Below are 15,020 nucleotides of genomic sequence, written 5' to 3' on the forward strand. Positions count from 1 at the left end.
GGCCGCCGCCATGATCTCCGACGTGGAGTACACCAGGTGCTGGCCGGCCAGGTCGAGGTCGGCGAGCAGCAGCTTGGCGTCCTGGCCGTTCAGTCGCAACGTGCCCGCCTGCGGCACGGTGAACGAACCGTCCGGTGTGGACAGTGGGAAGGTGAACGTGTCGTCGGTGGTCGCGTTGGACGGCGAGTGCGTCGGCACGTACAGCTGCGTCCCGGTGTCCGGGTTGGCGTTGTGGTAGACTTTCACCGCGGCCGACGACGGGGTCACCGCGGCGGCGCGATCCATTGTGGACAGCTGAGGCACGGTGGCGATGAGGTATCCCATCTCCTTCATGGTGAGCGCTTTGGGCCGCAGCTGACGGGCCTCGTCGATGGCCGCGCCGTAGTCGTAGGAGGTGTACACGACCGGCGCCGGCAGCCAGCCCCACGACGTGCCGCCATATGTCATGTAGAAGTTCTGGATCGTCAGGCCGTTGGCCAGATTCGTGCCGTAGAACACGCGCTCGTAGCCGGGGCCCTCGCGGACCGCGGTGCACGGGTAGGTTCCGTTGCTGCCCCAGTAGTCGAACCAGCCGCCGCCGAACTCCGCGGCGAAGCCGGGAGTGTTCGGCGAGGCACTGGCCCCGCCCTTCGCGCCGCCCGGACCGTAAAGGCCCCAGTCCGGCGCGGCGTTGGGGCTTCCCGGCGTGCCGTCGGTGTGGCAGGAGCCGCCGGGATAGCCGTCGAACGCGTACAGGTCGACCTTGCCCGGCACGGTGCCGGGCACGCCCGAACTCGCCGGCACCCAGATTCCGTTGCGGCCCTTGTCGTTGTGGAAGACCGGCACGTCGATGCCGTCGGCGCGCACCTTGTCGTGCAGGTGGGCGACGTAGTTCTGCTGACTGGTCCCGGTGGCCGAGAGCTCGTTCTCGATCTGGTAGAGGATCACCGAGCCGCCGCCGTCGGTGTACTGGTGGCGCGCGATGATCCGGTCGATCCGGGTCAGCCACTCGTCCGCGGCGGCCAGGTAGTCGGGCGCGTCGCTGCGGGCCCGCCCGGCCTGCGTGGACAGCCAGCCGGGGAATCCGCCGCCGGTCGCCTCCGCGTTGATGTACGGCCCCGGTCGCGCGATCACGTACAGCCCGACCCGGGCCGCCAGGTCCAGCAGCCGGTCCATGTCCCGGACGCCGGTGAAGTCGTAGACGCCCGGCGCCGGCGAGTGGTAGCCCCAGTCGAAGTAGACCGACACCGCGTTGTAGCCGGTGGCCTTCATCTTCTGCAGCACGTCGAGCCACAGGTCCGGGCTCGGCAGCCGGTACGGGTGGAACTCGCCGGACCAGATGACCTGGCGCCGCCCGTCCAGCGTCAGCGAGTACTTGTCGAAGCCGATCTGGTGCCGCGCCGCGGGTTCGGCGGCGACCGGCGCCGTGACCGACCCGACCGACATCAGCAGTGCCAGCGCCACAGCCAGAAACCGCATGGCCGTTTCCCTCCCGGGTCAGGTGCGATTGGGTGTCCACGTCGGTCGGGCCGGACCAAATGTTATCGCTAACAAATGCCGCGGCCAGCAGCGTAGTGCCGTGGCGCCACCAGCCGCAACCACTCGTCGTGGGCGTTCGACACTTTTCGACAACGCCTCGGCCGAACCGCCCGACCGGGCCGGCTCGTGATTCGCGATTCCACGGCCGGCTTGTTGGCCTGAACCTTGACTCGCCGTCGACCGGGCAGCATAGTGAGCACGGGCCGCCCGCCCAGCCGGAGGTTGTGCACGCGCTTCTCGGCTCAATTATGTCTGCGCTACAACTCGGAGGAGACATCGCGTTCTCTGAGTGCTCATCGACGTTCTCCGCCGCCATGAGCAAAGCAGCTCACAATGATATTTCCGGCACGGCTGCGCCAACCCTGCCGGCCACAGCGGCGGCCCGTGGGTGATGGCCGACCTGGACAACGGGCTCCGGGTGCTCGGCTGACCGTCAGTCCCTGACGGTCAGCACCGGAGCCGACAGCTCCATGCCGTGTGGCGGCGCGCCGTCGATGCGGGCGACGAGAAGGTCGACGGCGCGACGGCCCAGGTCCTCGGCCGGCACGTGCACCGACGACACCGTGGGCTTGGTCCGCTGTGCCACTTCGTCCGGGCATATCGCCACCACGTCGACCCGAGAGCGCGCACCGGCCAGCACGGCCGGCAGCGCGGCTTCGTTTGTGCACGACCAGGCCGGTGATCTCGCCGTATGACTGGTTTGGTGCCGAGGGGGTGTCAGCACTAGTGAGCACTTTCCCCTAACGTTGAAAGACCCTATATCAAATTCACTACTCTGCCTCCCCGGGGTGGGTGGTCCCGGAGTTTTCAAACGCTAACGTTACGGTGAATGTTAGGTCTAGACACAACGTACTCAGAGGCCAAAAGGTACTGCCGTCGATCCCCGCTTTCAACAACGGAGTAACCGAGCAGGCTTAAGTTTTTATTCCCGAAGACTTCCAGTGTGGCGAACGCGGCGCGCCGAGCAGGGCGAATGTCCCGGTGTCCGCGGTCGGCCAGATGGTCGACGCACAGGCGTACGCGGCGAAGAAGTCCAGGTCGACGCACGTCAGACCGCATGGATCCATCGGCACGCCGATCAACACCGACGGCGTCGGACACGCCCGCAGCCCGCCACCCGCGGATCGTCCGTCTCGACGTCCATCACCACCAGACCGGCCACAGCCGACTCCGCGGCGCGCAACACGCCGGCCGGCCCCTCGTCGGCGGTGACGACCAGGACGTCCCGCTCGCGCCGGCGGGCCGCGTCCACGACCGCGCGGACGAACCGCATCGCGACCGCGACGTTGACGCCCTCCCGCAGCGGCAGCAGCACACCGATGGCGCCGGCGGCCGCGGGCGCCACTGCGCCGCGTGGCCGATAGCCGAGGGACCGAATGCTTTCCCAGACTCGGTCGGAGGTTTCCGTCGAAATCGTGCGCTTGCCGGTCAGCACATAGGACACGGTGCTCGGAGCCACCCCGGCATGCCGGGCGACATCGGCGATCGTGACCACCGAACCACGTTACCGAACGCCGGCCGCGACGACAAGCGGTTCACAATTGACGAACCATCGAATCCAATTCGACGAATGTCGTCGAATGTCTTCGAAGGTTGACATTCGACGAACGGGCCCACAACACTCGTTCACACATCCGGATGCGATTCACATTCGTAGAAACTGCTCATCCCATCCTGCTGGAAAGAGGGTTTCCATGTCCGCAACACTTCGGCGAAAGGTCGCGCTCGCCCTGCTGCCCGCGTGTGCCGCGTTCGCCGCGACCCTGCTCGCCGGCCCGGCCCAGGCCGCCACATCCGCCCCGGAGGGCTACGGCGCGGGCACGACCGGTGGCGCCGGCGGCGCCACCAGCACCGTCAGCTCGCTGTCCGCGTTCACCACCGCGGTCAAGGGGGACGCGGCCAAGACGGTGCGGGTCTCCGGCACGATCACCTTGTCCGGTCAGGTGAAGGTCGGCTCCAACACGACCGTCGTCGGTGTCGGCGCCAACTCCGGCTTCACCGGCGGGGGCCTGTCCCTGGACGGCGTGCACAACGTCATCGTGCAGAACCTGCGGATCAGCAAGGCGGTCGGCACCGACGCCATCACGATCATCCGCGGCGCCAACCACATCTGGGTCGACCACGACGACCTGTCCTCCGACCTGTCGCACGGCAAGGACTACTACGACGGCCTGGTCGACATCACCCACGCCGCCGACTACATCACGGTGTCCTGGAACCACTTCCACGACCACTACAAGGTCTCCCTGGTCGGCCACTCGGACAGCAACGCCGCCGAGGACACCGGGCACCTGCGCGTCACGTACGCGCACAACTGGTTCAGCAACGTCAACTCCCGGCTGCCCAGCGTCCGGTTCGGCACCGCGCACATCTACGACAACTACTTCCAGAACGTCACCGACAGCGCCGTGCACTCGCGGATGAACGCGCAGGCCCTGGTGCAGAACAACGTGTTCCGCGGCACGAAGACCGCCGTCACCACCACGGGTGACAGCAAGGTCGACGGCTACGCCAACCTGTCAGGCAACGACCTCGGCGGCGCGGCCACCGACATCACCCGCACCGGCACCTTCACCAAGCCGCCGTACGCCTTCACCCTCACGCCGACCTCGTCCGTCGTCAGCACGGTCACCGCCGGCGCCGGCACCGGCATCGTCGGCTGACCACAGCGGAAGGCACCAGCAATGAAGCTGTTCATGGCCGCGCTCACGGCCGCCACCCTGCTCTCCCCCACCGCCACGGATCCCGGCCACCAGGCACTGCCGGCCAAGGACGGCTGGGCCAACGGCACGACCGGCGGTTCCGCTGCCACCGCCGGCCACGTCACCACCGTCAGCACGCGCGACCAACTGGCCGCCGCGGTGAAGGGTGACACGCCGAAGATCGTGTACGTCAGCGGAACCATCGACGCCAACACCGACTCCTCGGGCAAGGCACTGTCCTGTCAGGACTACGCCGTCGACGGGTACACGCTCGCCGGCTACCTCAAGGCCTACGACCCGGCGACCTGGGGCCGCACCAAGGTGCCGTCCGGTCCGCAGGAGAGCGCCCGCGCGGCGTCGGAGTCCGCGCAGGCCGCTCGCGTGGAGATCAAGGTGGGCGCGAACACGACGATCGTCGGCGTCGGCGCCTCGGCCCGGCTGCTCGGCGGCAACCTGATCGTCAAGAGCGACAACGTGATCATCCGCAACCTCACGTTCGCCGACGCCTTCGACTGCTTCCCGCAGTGGGATCCGACCGACGGCAGCACCGGCAACTGGAACTCGCAGTTCGACAACGTCTCCCTCGCCGGCGCGACCCACGTGTGGGTGGACCACGACACGTTCACCGACGCCCCGTACCCGGACAGCAAGGAGCCGACCTACTTCGCCCGGCCGTTCCAGCAGCACGACGGCCAGCTGGACATCACCAGCGCCGCCGACCTGGTCACCGTGGAGCGCAACGTGTTCACCCGGCACGACAAGACGATGCTGATCGGCAACTCGGACAGCAAGACCTCCGACGCCGGACATCTGCGGGTCACCGTGCACCACAACGTCTTCGACGGCGTGCTGGAGCGGGCGCCACGGGTTCGGTTCGGCCAGGTCCACGTGTACGACAACCTCTACCGGTCCGACGCCGGCTTCGACTACAGCCTCGGCGTCGGCAAGCAGTCGCAGATCTACGCCCAGAACAACAACTTCCAGTTCAGTGGCGTGACCGCCGCCGCCGCGCTGCACAACTGGGGCGGCACGGGCATCCACGCCACCGGCAGCGTGGTCAACGGCGCTTCCGTCGACGTGGTGGCGGCGTTCAACGCGGCCAACCCCGGCTCGCCGCTGGGCACGACGGTCAACTGGACACCGACGCTCTACACCGATCTGCAACCGGCGTCCGGACTGCCCTCGCAGCTGCCCGGCAGCACGGGCGCGGGTCATCTCGGCTGACGGGCCGCCGTCCCGCCAGAGGCGCCGGTGCGCCTGCTCCAGCGCACCGGCGTCCACCACACGGAAGGATCGGTGTGAGCAGAGCCCGATGGACGCCGTACGTGCTGATCGCCCCGACGGTGCTGCTGATGGCCGTGTTCGTGGTCTATCCCGTCGGCAGCGTCGCGTACTACAGCCTCCAGCACTACGACGTCACCCGCAGCTGGGCCAACGGCTTCGCCGGCCTCGACAACTTCCGGCAGATGCTGCTGCACGACCCGTTGTTCTGGCAGAGCCTCGGCTTCAGCGCGCGGTGGGTCGTCGTGGAGGTCGGCCTGCAACTGCTGCTGGGCCTGGGGCTCGCGCTGATCGTCAACGAGACGTTCGTCGGCCGCGGTCTGGCGCGGGCCCTGGTGTTCTCGCCGTGGGCCGTGTCCGGCGTGCTGACCACCGGCATCTGGATCCTGCTCTACAACCCGTCCACCGGCGTCTTCCAGCAGTTGGCGGCCGCGGGCATCGGCAGCCCGGGCACGTCCGTGCTCGGCGACCCGGCCACCGTGTTCCCGGCCACGGTCGTCGCGGAACTGTGGCGTGGCGTGCCTTTCTTCGCCATCCTGCTGCTCGCCGACCTCCAGGGCATTCCCCCGGATCTGTACGAGGCGGCGTCGGTGGACGGCGCGACGCGCTGGCAGCGGTTCCGGATGGTGACGCTGCCGCACCTGCGCGACGCCATCGTGCTGTCCACGCTGCTGCGGGCGGTGTGGGAGTTCAACAACGTCGACCTGCTCTACACGCTGACCGGCGGCGGGCCGGCCGACCAGACCACCACGCTGCCGCTCTACGTGGCGCGCAAGGCGGTCGACGCGCACGACTTCGGCTACGGCTCGGCGCTGACCACGGCCGGCTTCGTCGTCCTGCTGTTCTTCTCCGTGCTGTACCTGCGACTGTCCAAGTTCGACCGGAGGTGACGATGCGCGACAAGGGCCGGTTCGCCCGCCTGTTCCTGCCGCTGGGCGCCTATCTGGTGGTCACGCTGGTGCCGTTCTACTGGATGCTGGTGTTCGCCTTCCGGCCGACCGGGTCGACGGCGCTGGTGCCGTGGCCGGCGACGTTGGACCATTTCCGCACCGTGTGGACGGATCTCGGCTTCGCGGTGTTCTTCCGCAACAGCGCCATCGTCGCGCTCGGCACCCTGGTGGTCGTCTGTGTGCTCGGGCTGATGGGCGGCTACGCGCTGGCCCGCTTCGCGTTCCGCGGCCGGCGGGCCTTCCTGCTGGCGCTGCTGTGCTCGCAGTTCGTGCCCGGGGCGATGGTGCTCATCCCCCTGTTCCTGGTCTTCAAGGCCACCCACCTGCTCAACAGCCTGCAGGGCCTGGTGATCGCCGACAGCGCGGCGCAGCTCCCGCTGGCGGTGATTCTGATGAGCGGCTTCGTCCGCGGCATTCCGGTCGATCTGGAGGAGGCCGCGATGGTGGACGGGTGCGGCCGGCTGCGCGCGTTCTTCGCGGTGGTCCTGCCGCAGCTGCGACCGGCGCTGGTCGCGGTCGGCTCGTTCGCGTTCATCGGCTCCTGGAACAACTTCCTGTTCGCTCTCATGTTCTCCGGCCGGCAGGACAAGTTCACCCTGCCGGTCGGGCTGAGCTACACGCTCGGCGAGTTCACGGTGGACTTCGGCGCGCTCGCGGCCGGCGGCATGGTCGCCGCGGTGCCCGTGGTCCTCGTCTTCGCGGTGATACAGCGTTTCCTGGTGCAGGGACTGACGGCGGGAGCGGTGAAGGGATGAGCAGAGCCACGACGATCGCGGTGATCCTGGCGTGCGTGCTGGGGTTGGCCGGTTGCGGCGGCGGCGACGCCGACGGCAAGGTGACGATCACGTTCTGGGACAACAACGGCGGCCCCGGCCGCACGCCGGTCTTCCAGCACCTGATCGCCGAGTTCGAGCGGGCCGAGCCCGACATCCACGTCGAGTACGTCGGCATTCCCAGCTCGTCGGTGCAGCAGAAGTACGACACCGCGATCGCCGGCGGCGCCACCCCCGACGTCGGCGGCGTCACCACCTCGTACCTGTCGGACCTGGTCGGGCAGGACGCGCTGGCGCCGCTGGACGACCGGCTCGCCGGCAGCCCCCTGCGCGACAAGCTGCTGCCCAGCCTGGTCGACGACGTGCGGCAGGCCGGCGGCGACCACAAGCTCTACGAGTTGCCGTCCTCGGCCAACCTCGACGTCATCTGGTACCGCAAGGACTGGTTCGCACAGGCCGGCCTGCAACCACCGTCCACATGGGACGAACTGCTGGCCGACGCGGCCCGGCTCACCGACCGGAGCGCGAACCGCTACGGCTACACCGTTCGCGGCGGGGCCGGCTCGGTGTTCCAGCTGCTGAGCGAGGCGTACTCGTATTCCGGGCAGCCGAGCTTCTTCGGCGCCGACGGCACGAGCACCACCGCCGCCCCGGGCAACGTCGACCTGGTGCGTCGGGTCGCCGCGCTGTACGGCAAGGCGACGCCGGCGGCGGACGTCAACAACGGCTACACCCAGATGGTCGCCGAGTTCACCGGCGGCTCCGTGGCGATGATGCACCACAACCTCGGCTCGTCCGGCGACCTGCTCAAGGCGTTGGGACCGGACAAGGTCGGCGCGATCCCGCTGCCCGTCGGCCCGTCCGGCAAGCGCACCGTGGTGCCCAACCCCACCGACGGCTTCGCGGTGTTCAAGGCCGGCGAGCACCAGGACGCCGCCTGGAAGTTCGTGCAGTTCCTGCTGTCCAAGGACAGCAACAGCTACTGGAACCAGCAGGTCGGCCAGATCCCGGCCAACACCGACGTGTACGCCGACGCGTGGCTGCGCGCCGACCAGCCGGTGGAGATGGCGCTGGGCGTGCTACGGGCCAAGGACACCGTGCTGGCCACCGCGCCGTTCGCACTGCCGCGGTTCTCGCCCATCACCAAGGCCGACAGCGAGCCGCGCTACCAGAAGGTGCTGCTGGGCACCCTGTCCGCCAACGACTTCCTGCACGGGCTCGCCGACGAGCTGACCGCCGCCGAGCGCGACTGGCGTTCGCACAAGGGATAGGAACACATCGCCGATGCTGATCGAAGCTGTGGCCGTCCGCGTCTTCACCACAACGGCCAGCACCGCGGTCGACGAGGCCGGGCACCGCCATCCCGCGCCGGAGCACGAGGTCCGGGCCGCGATGCTGGAGATCACCGATGAGGACGGCCGCACCGGCTACTGCCAGGTGCAGCCCGACCACCTGCGGGAGCCGGTGCTGTCCGGGCACATCCGGCCGGTGCTGCTCGGTCGGGACCCCTGGTGTCGCGAGGAGATCTGGCAGACCCTGGCCCGGCGGCAGCGGGGCGCGCACGGCGGCCTGACCGACCGTGCGCTCGGCTACGTGGACCAGGCGTTGTGGGACCTGCTCGGCCGCCGGGTCGGCCTGCCGCGGGCCAGCGGACAGCTGTAGCCTCACTCCCGTAAACAGTGATACCCATAAGCCCTGGGTTACGACGCGAAACTAGACGAGGGTATGGCCCACGGCTAGCATGCGGTTACTGACCAAAGCCTCGCTTATCGTAACTGAGGGCAGGGGGGATTTACATAAGCGCGGGCCTTTCAATGGCAACTTATAAGAAACTCTCAAGTTGATGTCAACACATCTTCCTCCAATAGTAAGAGGTACCACGAGTTTGGAACCCGGAGATGACGTTGTATACCATAAGTGGTAAAGGCAGAGGGCCCTCGGCTTCTACCTAAGAAGGGTGAAAGGCATACCGGCGTAGCCCCCTCCCTTCCTCCGTTGGTTAGCCAACGGACGTCCAGCTCGACATCAAGACCTGCGCGGCGGTCCGCGAGGCCGTCGGGCCCGACGTCGCGCTGATGCTGGACGCCAACCACTGGTACCGCCGGACCGAGGCGCTGGAGCTGGGGCGGGCCCTGGAGCGGCTGGACTTCGCCTGGTACGAGGAACCCATGGAGGAGGCGTCGATCAGCTCGTACCAATGGCTGGCGCAGCAGCTGGCGGTGCCGGTGATCGGACCGGAAACCGCCGGCGGTAAGCACTTCGTCCGCGCCGAGTGGATCAGGGCGGGCGCCTGCGACATCCTGCGGGCCGGCGTCGACGACTGCGGCGGCATCGGCGCGACGCTCAAGGCCGTGCACCTGGCCGAGGCGTTCAACATGGACTGCGAGATCCACGGCAACGGCTCCGGCAACCTCGCCGTTCTCGGCGGGAGCGAGAGCGGCCGCTGGTACGAGCGTGGCCTGCTGCATCCCCATGTCGACTTCGACCGTCCGCCACCGCACCGGCACTCGGTCGTCGACGCCGTGGACGCCGAGGGCCTGGTCGCCATGCCGACGGCGCCGGGCCTCGGCGACGACTGGAACCTGGGTCACATCGCGGCGCACACCGTCGACACCTGGTGATCTGACACGCCGTTCGTCGGCCAGGTGCTGCACCGAAAGTGTTCGACTCCCCCTCCCGCCCGACACGCTGCGGCCGCTCAGTCGGCGGCGCGGAAGTCCTGCCATGCCTGGTCCAGCAGCTCGGGCCGGGTGAGTACGTCGACCGCGGTCCCGGCCAGTGCGCGAGCGGCGGCCAGCATCACCGCGCGGCCACGCGCGCTGGCCGCGGCCGCCGCGAACTCCGGGGTGTGGTCGGACCGGTCGGCATCGGCGATGGCGAGAAAGGGGTGGATCGCCGGCAATGTGTTGCTGACGTCGCCGATGTCGGAGGAGCCGAGGAAAACACCCGGCTCGGGCTCCGTGAGCGTGATATCGGATTCGGCCAGGTGTCGGGCGAACGTGCCGGACAGCGCGGCGTTGTCCCGGACGTGCTGGTATCCCGTGCTCACCGCCTCAACCTCGACCGTGGTGCCGGTGGCGTGAGCGATGCCGTGGGCGCACTCGGTCAGCTGCGCCACCAGGTCGTCACGCGCCGCCGTGGTCAGGCCACGCACGCCGAAGCGTCCCTCGGCCAGCTCGGGCACGATGTTGGTGGCCGTTCCGCCCTGCGTGACGATGCCCTGCACATGAGACCCGAGCGGCAACCGTGACCGCAGCATCGCCAGCGCGGTGAACAGCTGCACGAGCGCGCCCAACGCGTCGATGCCCTCGGTGGGATTGCCGGTGGGATGGGCGGCGCGGCCGTAGAACCGAACCGCGACCTCGATCTGCGCGGTGAGCGGCGCGTACCGCCAGTCGTGCACGCCGGGATGGAACATCAGGGTGGCGTCGATTCCGTCGAAGACGCCGGCCTCCAGCTCCAGAATCTTTCCGCCGCCGCCCTCCTCGGCCGGAGTGCCGATCACCTCCAGCGTGCCGGCGAGGTCGGGAAGAGCGTGCCGGACGGCGAGGGCCGCGCCGAGACCGGCGGTGGCGATGAGGTTGTGGCCGCAGGCGTGCCCAAGGCCGGGCAACGCGTCGTACTCCAGCAACAACGCCACGCGCGGCGACGCCCCGGTGCCCCAACGAGCCCGAAACGCCGTCGGCAGGTCGGCGATCCCTTGCACCACCTCGAACTGCGCCGTCGACAGCACGGCGACCAGTTCGGCGCACGCCGCATGCTCCTGGAACGCCAGTTCCGGGTTGCCGTGCAGGAACTGGCTGATCCGCCACAGCTCGTCCGCGTGCCGCTCGATCTCGTGGCGGATCCGGTCGGTCACGCCGGATCCCGGACGACGCGGATCGACTCCAGGTCCGAGTCGGCCGGGTCCGGCAGCTGCATCCCGGCGGCCAAGCCGCTGCGCAGGTAGTCGAGCACGTCCTTGGTGATCACCTCGCCGGGCACCAGCGCCGGACTGCCGGGCGGATACGGGCTGATCATCTCCGCCGCGACCCGGCCGACCGCCTCGTCCACGCCCACCTGCTCGGTCTCGCCGAAGAAGGCGTCGCGGGGCAGCATCACCGTGCTCAGCTCGAGATCGCGCGGGTCGGGAAGGTGCAGGACCGGCGGAGCCTTCATCCGCTCGGCCGCCTTCGTCAGATCGTCGAGCGCCGCCACCAGCGTCGCGGCCGTCCGCTCGTCGTCGCCGATGGTGATGATGGCGACGATCCGCCGGTGGTCGGACAGCCCCACCGTGACCTGCCGGCGCGCCCGCAGCCAGTCCGCCGCCTGGTACCCGCTGATGCCGAGCTCCGACAGATCGACGACGACCTTGAGCGGGTCGAAGGAGTCCGCCGGGCCGATGAACTCGCGCTCGCCCATCACCCGCAGCCCCGGCAGTTCGTCGATCTCACGACGAACGCCATGAGCCAGTGACAACGCCGTCGACAGCAGCTTCTCGCCGTCCTCGACCATCTGCCGCCGCCAACCGTCCAAAGTGGCGTACACGAGCGAGGAGGCGCCGGTGGTGCCGAGCAGATCCTCGCGCGCCTTGAGCAAGGCGGGATCGACCCGGTTGCCCTGGAGGTGGAACACCGAGCTCTGCTCGACGGCCGCGCCCATCTTGTGCACACTGGTCACGCACAGGTCGGCGCCGGCGTTCATCGCCCACGGCGGCAGGGCCGGATGGAACGGCAGGTGCGCACCCCACGCCTCGTCCACGATCAGCGGCTTGTCGAACTCGTGGCACACCTCGGCGATGGCCGCGATGTCCCCGCACGTGCCGTAGTCCGTCGGGGTGACGAGCAGCATGCCTTTGACCTCGGGCTCGGCCTCGAACGCCGCCCGCACCTCGTCCGGGCCGGGCGGATGCGACAGGTGCCGCTCACCGTCCCAGTGCGGGTGCACCCACACCGGGGACACGCCGCTGATGATCAGGCCCGAGATCACCGACTTGTGCGCGTGCCGGGCCACGATCAGCTTCTCGTGCGGCCCGGCCACCGCCAACATCTTCTTGACCGACAGCGAGCTGCCGCACGTGGAGAAGAACGTGTGCTCGGCGCCGACTGCATCGGCCATCAGCTCCTGGGCCTCCTGCAACACGCCGTGCCGCAGCAGCCGGTCGTCCAGGCCGTTGGGACCGAGCACGTCGCTGCGGAACACGCCCTCCCCGACGACGTCCACGACACGCTGGTCGGCCCCGCGCCCCTGCTTGTGGCCGGGCGGGTTGAAGGGCGTGATGCCCTGCTCGTGGAACTCGACGAGGGCATCGAGCACCGGCGCTCTGCTGTGGTCCATGGCCACGGATTCCCGCCCGGCCAACGGGGAAACCACCGGCCGGACCCGGCTACCCGGTGAACGGCGGGGTGACGTCCGGCGTCGCGCGCATTCTCTCCTGGTCGCGAGAAACCCTGCCGGCGTGGCGCCGGCAGGGTTCGTCGGGGGGTGTTGGCTCGCGTCAGTTCGCGTTGATCTGCTTGGGTTCCGGCGAGCTGTGGTCGACGGCGATCCGGCGCGGCTTGGCCCGCTCGGCCACCGGGATACGCAGGGTCAGCACGCCCTGCTCGTACCGGGCCGCGATCCGGTCGGCGTCGAGTGCGTCACCGAGGAACAGCTGGCGGGAGAACACGCCCAGCGGCCGCTCGGCGACCTGCATCTCCACGCCGTCGCCGCGCTCGATCGGGCGGCGCTCCGCCTTCACGGTCAGCACGTTGCGCTCGACGTCGAGCTCGATCGCGTCGGGGTCGATCCCGGGCAGGTCGAAGTGCACGACGAACTCGTCACCGCTGCGGTAGGCGTCCATCGGCATCGCCGCCGGACGCGACCAGGTCCCCTGAGTCCCGAACACCTGCTGGGTAAGCCGGTCGAACTCCCGGAACGGGTCGGTGCGCATCAACATCGTCCCACCTCCAAGTCCCTTGTCTGGTGTCAACGCGCACCACATTTCTATCATGTCGTCCATCGGATGACAACCTCTATGTCGTCCAATGGACGACATAGGACAAGATCATGGTCGCCCCGCGATCGCCTTGGCCGTCGCCGTGCTACGACCCCACGTGGGTCAGGCTCGTCGTCAGGGTGGGATTCAGTGCCGGGGGCATCGGGCCGTAGGCGTTGGACCTCGCCGCACGGGCCCTTACTCCCGGGATGGCGGTGATCGCCTTGAGCAGGGCCGGTGGCGCGATGGGGCGGCCGGTCCGGCGGGCCCGCCCCGAGCGCTGTTCGATGCGGACCTGCTGTGCCTGCACGGTGCGGATAGCCGGTTCACGCTCCTGCTGCACGGCTTGGAGCACCTCGTCGGGAACGGCGCCGGAGCCAAGCAGCGCGGGCGCGAGGTGGTTGGCGGCGGCCACCGCGTCCTGGATGGCCATCAGGATGCCGTTGCCGCCGACCGGAGAGATCACGTGCGCCGCGTCGCCGATCAGCAGCAGCCCGGGCCGCCACCAGGTGTCCACGCGCGAGATGTCCACCGACAGCAGGGTCGTCCGGGCGAAGTCGGTCAGCAGATGGGTCCGGTCGGACAACCACGGGACGTGCTGGTCGAGGAAGGCCCGGATCGGCGCGACGCCGGCTTCTCGGGCCGCGGGGTAGCCGCCCTTGGGCAGGCTGTAGCCCACCTGCCAGCCCTGCGGCCCGGCCAGCAGGCCGACGTAGTGGTCGCGGCCGAAGAACAGGTCCACGTCGGCGTCCGGCGGGTCGCTGTCGTGGTGGGGCAGCCGCAGCCACAGCAGGTCGCTGCTCGCGCCGAGGGAACGGGCCGGCAGGTCGGCCAGGCGGCGCAGCTTGGAGAAGCGGCCGTCGCCGGCGACCACCATTTCGGCGTGCAGGTCGTGGACGCCGTGCTCGTCGCGGTAGCGCACGCCGATCACGCGGTCATCCGCGCGGAGCAGGTCGGTGACCTTGGCCCCGGTGAGCAGCCGGCAGCCGGGCAGCCGCGCGAAGCGGGCGGCGAGGAAGTCCAGGAATCGGGCCTGCGGCATGAGGGCCACGTAGTTGAAGCTGGTGCGCAGCCGTCCGTAGTCGGCGGTGGTCACCGTGCCGGACGGGGTGTGGAACCGGAAGTACCGGGCCTTGTGGTGCGGCAACGTCAGCAACTCGGCGGCCAGGCCGAGTTGGTCGAGGAGTTCGAGCGTGTACGGGTGCAACGAGTCGCCGCGGAAGTCGCGGTCGAAGTCGCGGTGCGCCTCCAGCAGGGTCACCGGCACGCCGGCCCGCCCCAGCAGGTAGGCCAGCATCACGCCGCCGGGGCCGCCGCCGACCACCACACATCCCGACCCGCTCGCGCCGCCCGTATCACTAGAACTTCTAGTCATATCGCGGACGGTACACGTCGTTAGACTTTCTAGCTACCATTCGCTGATGTCTGACGATCGAGCGGCCGGGCGTGAGGTCAACCTCGCGGTGCGCCGGCTGCTGCAGGCGGGCCGGGAGATGCAGGGCGCGTTGGCCCGGCGCCTCGGCGTGCGGGTGACCGACGTGCAGGCGGTGGACCACGTGGTGTCCAGCGCCGATCCGCTCGGCCCGGTGGAGCTGGGCAACCGGCTCGGGATGCGGTCGGCGTCGGCGACGGTGCTGGTGGACCGCATGGTGGCGGCCGGGCATCTCGAACGGGGGCCGGACCCGCGCGACGGCAGGCGTGTCGTGCTCCGCGCCACCGACCACGCTCGCGAGGAGGTGCGTCAGGCGTTGGCGCCGCTGGTGGACCAGGTGGCGCAGATCGCCAGCCGGCTGATGACGACCAGGCGCGCACCGTGCTCGACTTCCTCGACGCCGTCACC

At 69.2% G+C, this 15,020-nt stretch carries 14 protein-coding genes and 1 pseudogene; 8 read left to right on the top strand and 7 right to left on the bottom strand.

All coding sequences use genetic code 11. The features are described 5' to 3' along the window. The 3 genes from KUTG_RS03150 to KUTG_RS03160 all read right to left on the bottom strand — a co-directional run. Positions 1-1,458, bottom strand: a 1,458-nt coding sequence (locus KUTG_RS03150; RefSeq protein ID WP_043728101.1) for a beta-galactosidase, incomplete at its 3' end; no start/stop codon positions are given. A gap of 493 nt (positions 1,459-1,951) precedes the next feature. Then, complete coding sequence (locus KUTG_RS63075; RefSeq protein ID WP_255360843.1) at positions 1,952-2,242, bottom strand: substrate-binding domain-containing protein; 291 nt, start codon at positions 2,240-2,242, stop codon at positions 1,952-1,954. 354 nt (positions 2,243-2,596) lie between these two features. Beyond that, positions 2,597-3,013 carry a LacI family DNA-binding transcriptional regulator gene (locus KUTG_RS03160; protein WP_052393833.1) on the bottom strand — a complete coding sequence of 139 codons (417 nt, stop codon included), beginning with the start codon at positions 3,011-3,013 and terminating at the stop codon, positions 2,597-2,599. 199 nt (positions 3,014-3,212) lie between these two features. On the opposite strand from KUTG_RS03160, the gene KUTG_RS03165 reads away from it, so the two are divergent. The 7 genes and pseudogenes from KUTG_RS03165 to KUTG_RS03195 all read left to right on the top strand — a co-directional run. Next, entirely contained in the window at positions 3,213-4,181 is a 969-nt protein-coding gene (locus KUTG_RS03165; RefSeq protein WP_043714767.1) for a pectate lyase family protein, read from the top strand. Between the two features lie 21 nt (positions 4,182-4,202). After that, the gene (locus KUTG_RS03170; RefSeq protein ID WP_052393834.1) at positions 4,203-5,444 is read left to right on the top strand and encodes a pectate lyase family protein; all 1,242 of its coding nucleotides are present in this window, start codon (positions 4,203-4,205) and stop codon (positions 5,442-5,444) included. Between the two features lie 74 nt (positions 5,445-5,518). Then, complete coding sequence (locus KUTG_RS03175; protein WP_232240625.1) at positions 5,519-6,391, top strand: carbohydrate ABC transporter permease; 873 nt, start codon at positions 5,519-5,521, stop codon at positions 6,389-6,391. A 2-nt stretch (positions 6,392-6,393) separates the two neighbouring features. After that, positions 6,394-7,206 carry a carbohydrate ABC transporter permease gene (locus KUTG_RS03180; protein WP_043728105.1) on the top strand — a complete coding sequence of 271 codons (813 nt, stop codon included), beginning with the start codon at positions 6,394-6,396 and terminating at the stop codon, positions 7,204-7,206. Then, positions 7,203-8,495 carry an ABC transporter substrate-binding protein gene (locus tag KUTG_RS03185; RefSeq protein WP_043714769.1) on the top strand — a complete coding sequence of 431 codons (1,293 nt, stop codon included), beginning with the start codon at positions 7,203-7,205 and terminating at the stop codon, positions 8,493-8,495. Before KUTG_RS03180 ends, KUTG_RS03185 begins: the two co-directional genes overlap by 4 nt. Positions 8,496-8,508: 13 nt before the next feature. Further along, positions 8,509-8,886, top strand: coding sequence for an enolase-like domain-containing protein (locus KUTG_RS03190; protein WP_043714772.1), 378 nt, complete (start codon positions 8,509-8,511; stop codon positions 8,884-8,886). Between the two features lie 359 nt (positions 8,887-9,245). Beyond that, a pseudogene (locus KUTG_RS03195) lies at positions 9,246-9,845 on the top strand (enolase C-terminal domain-like protein); the annotation flags it as partial. A 77-nt stretch (positions 9,846-9,922) separates the two neighbouring features. Here KUTG_RS03195 and KUTG_RS03200 read toward each other — a convergent pair. From KUTG_RS03200 to KUTG_RS03215, 4 genes are all read right to left on the bottom strand, one after another. Next, a complete protein-coding gene (locus tag KUTG_RS03200) occupies positions 9,923-11,083 on the bottom strand; it encodes an amidohydrolase (protein ID WP_043714774.1) in 1,161 nt (386 codons plus the stop codon). Then, complete coding sequence (locus KUTG_RS03205; RefSeq protein WP_043714776.1) at positions 11,080-12,540, bottom strand: aminotransferase class I/II-fold pyridoxal phosphate-dependent enzyme; 1,461 nt, start codon at positions 12,538-12,540, stop codon at positions 11,080-11,082. The genes KUTG_RS03200 and KUTG_RS03205 overlap by 4 nt, the downstream gene beginning before the upstream one ends. Positions 12,541-12,700: 160 nt before the next feature. Beyond that, positions 12,701-13,141: an Hsp20/alpha crystallin family protein gene (locus tag KUTG_RS03210; RefSeq protein ID WP_043714779.1), complete on the bottom strand. Its 441-nt coding sequence runs from the start codon at positions 13,139-13,141 to the stop codon at positions 12,701-12,703. Positions 13,142-13,286: 145 nt separating this feature from the next. After that, the gene (locus tag KUTG_RS03215) at positions 13,287-14,555 is read right to left on the bottom strand and encodes an FAD-dependent oxidoreductase (RefSeq protein ID WP_084578836.1); all 1,269 of its coding nucleotides are present in this window, start codon (positions 14,553-14,555) and stop codon (positions 13,287-13,289) included. Positions 14,556-14,601: 46 nt separating this feature from the next. Here KUTG_RS03215 and KUTG_RS03220 point away from each other — a divergent pair. Beyond that, a partial coding sequence (locus KUTG_RS03220; protein ID WP_052393835.1) for a MarR family winged helix-turn-helix transcriptional regulator occupies positions 14,602-15,020 on the top strand: 419 nt, incomplete at its 3' end.

The organism is Kutzneria sp. 744, from assembly GCF_000568255.1.
In the GTDB taxonomy this organism is placed as follows: domain Bacteria; phylum Actinomycetota; class Actinomycetes; order Mycobacteriales; family Pseudonocardiaceae; genus Kutzneria.

What these genes read in the sequence shown, in the direction of transcription:
- KUTG_RS03210 (WP_043714779.1), bottom strand. Translation starts at nt 13,141, where the DNA reads ATGTTGATGCGCACCGACCCGTTCCGGGAGTTCGACCGGCTTACCCAG.
- KUTG_RS03180 (WP_043728105.1), top strand. Translation starts at nt 6,394, where the DNA reads ATGCGCGACAAGGGCCGGTTCGCCCGCCTGTTCCTGCCGCTGGGCGCC.
- KUTG_RS03215 (WP_084578836.1), bottom strand. Translation starts at nt 14,555, where the DNA reads ATGACTAGAAGTTCTAGTGATACGGGCGGCGCGAGCGGGTCGGGATGT.
- KUTG_RS03205 (WP_043714776.1), bottom strand. Translation starts at nt 12,540, where the DNA reads ATGGACCACAGCAGAGCGCCGGTGCTCGATGCCCTCGTCGAGTTCCAC.
- KUTG_RS03165 (WP_043714767.1), top strand. Translation starts at nt 3,213, where the DNA reads ATGTCCGCAACACTTCGGCGAAAGGTCGCGCTCGCCCTGCTGCCCGCG.
- KUTG_RS03190 (WP_043714772.1), top strand. Translation starts at nt 8,509, where the DNA reads ATGCTGATCGAAGCTGTGGCCGTCCGCGTCTTCACCACAACGGCCAGC.
- KUTG_RS03185 (WP_043714769.1), top strand. Translation starts at nt 7,203, where the DNA reads ATGAGCAGAGCCACGACGATCGCGGTGATCCTGGCGTGCGTGCTGGGG.
- KUTG_RS03170 (WP_052393834.1), top strand. Translation starts at nt 4,203, where the DNA reads ATGAAGCTGTTCATGGCCGCGCTCACGGCCGCCACCCTGCTCTCCCCC.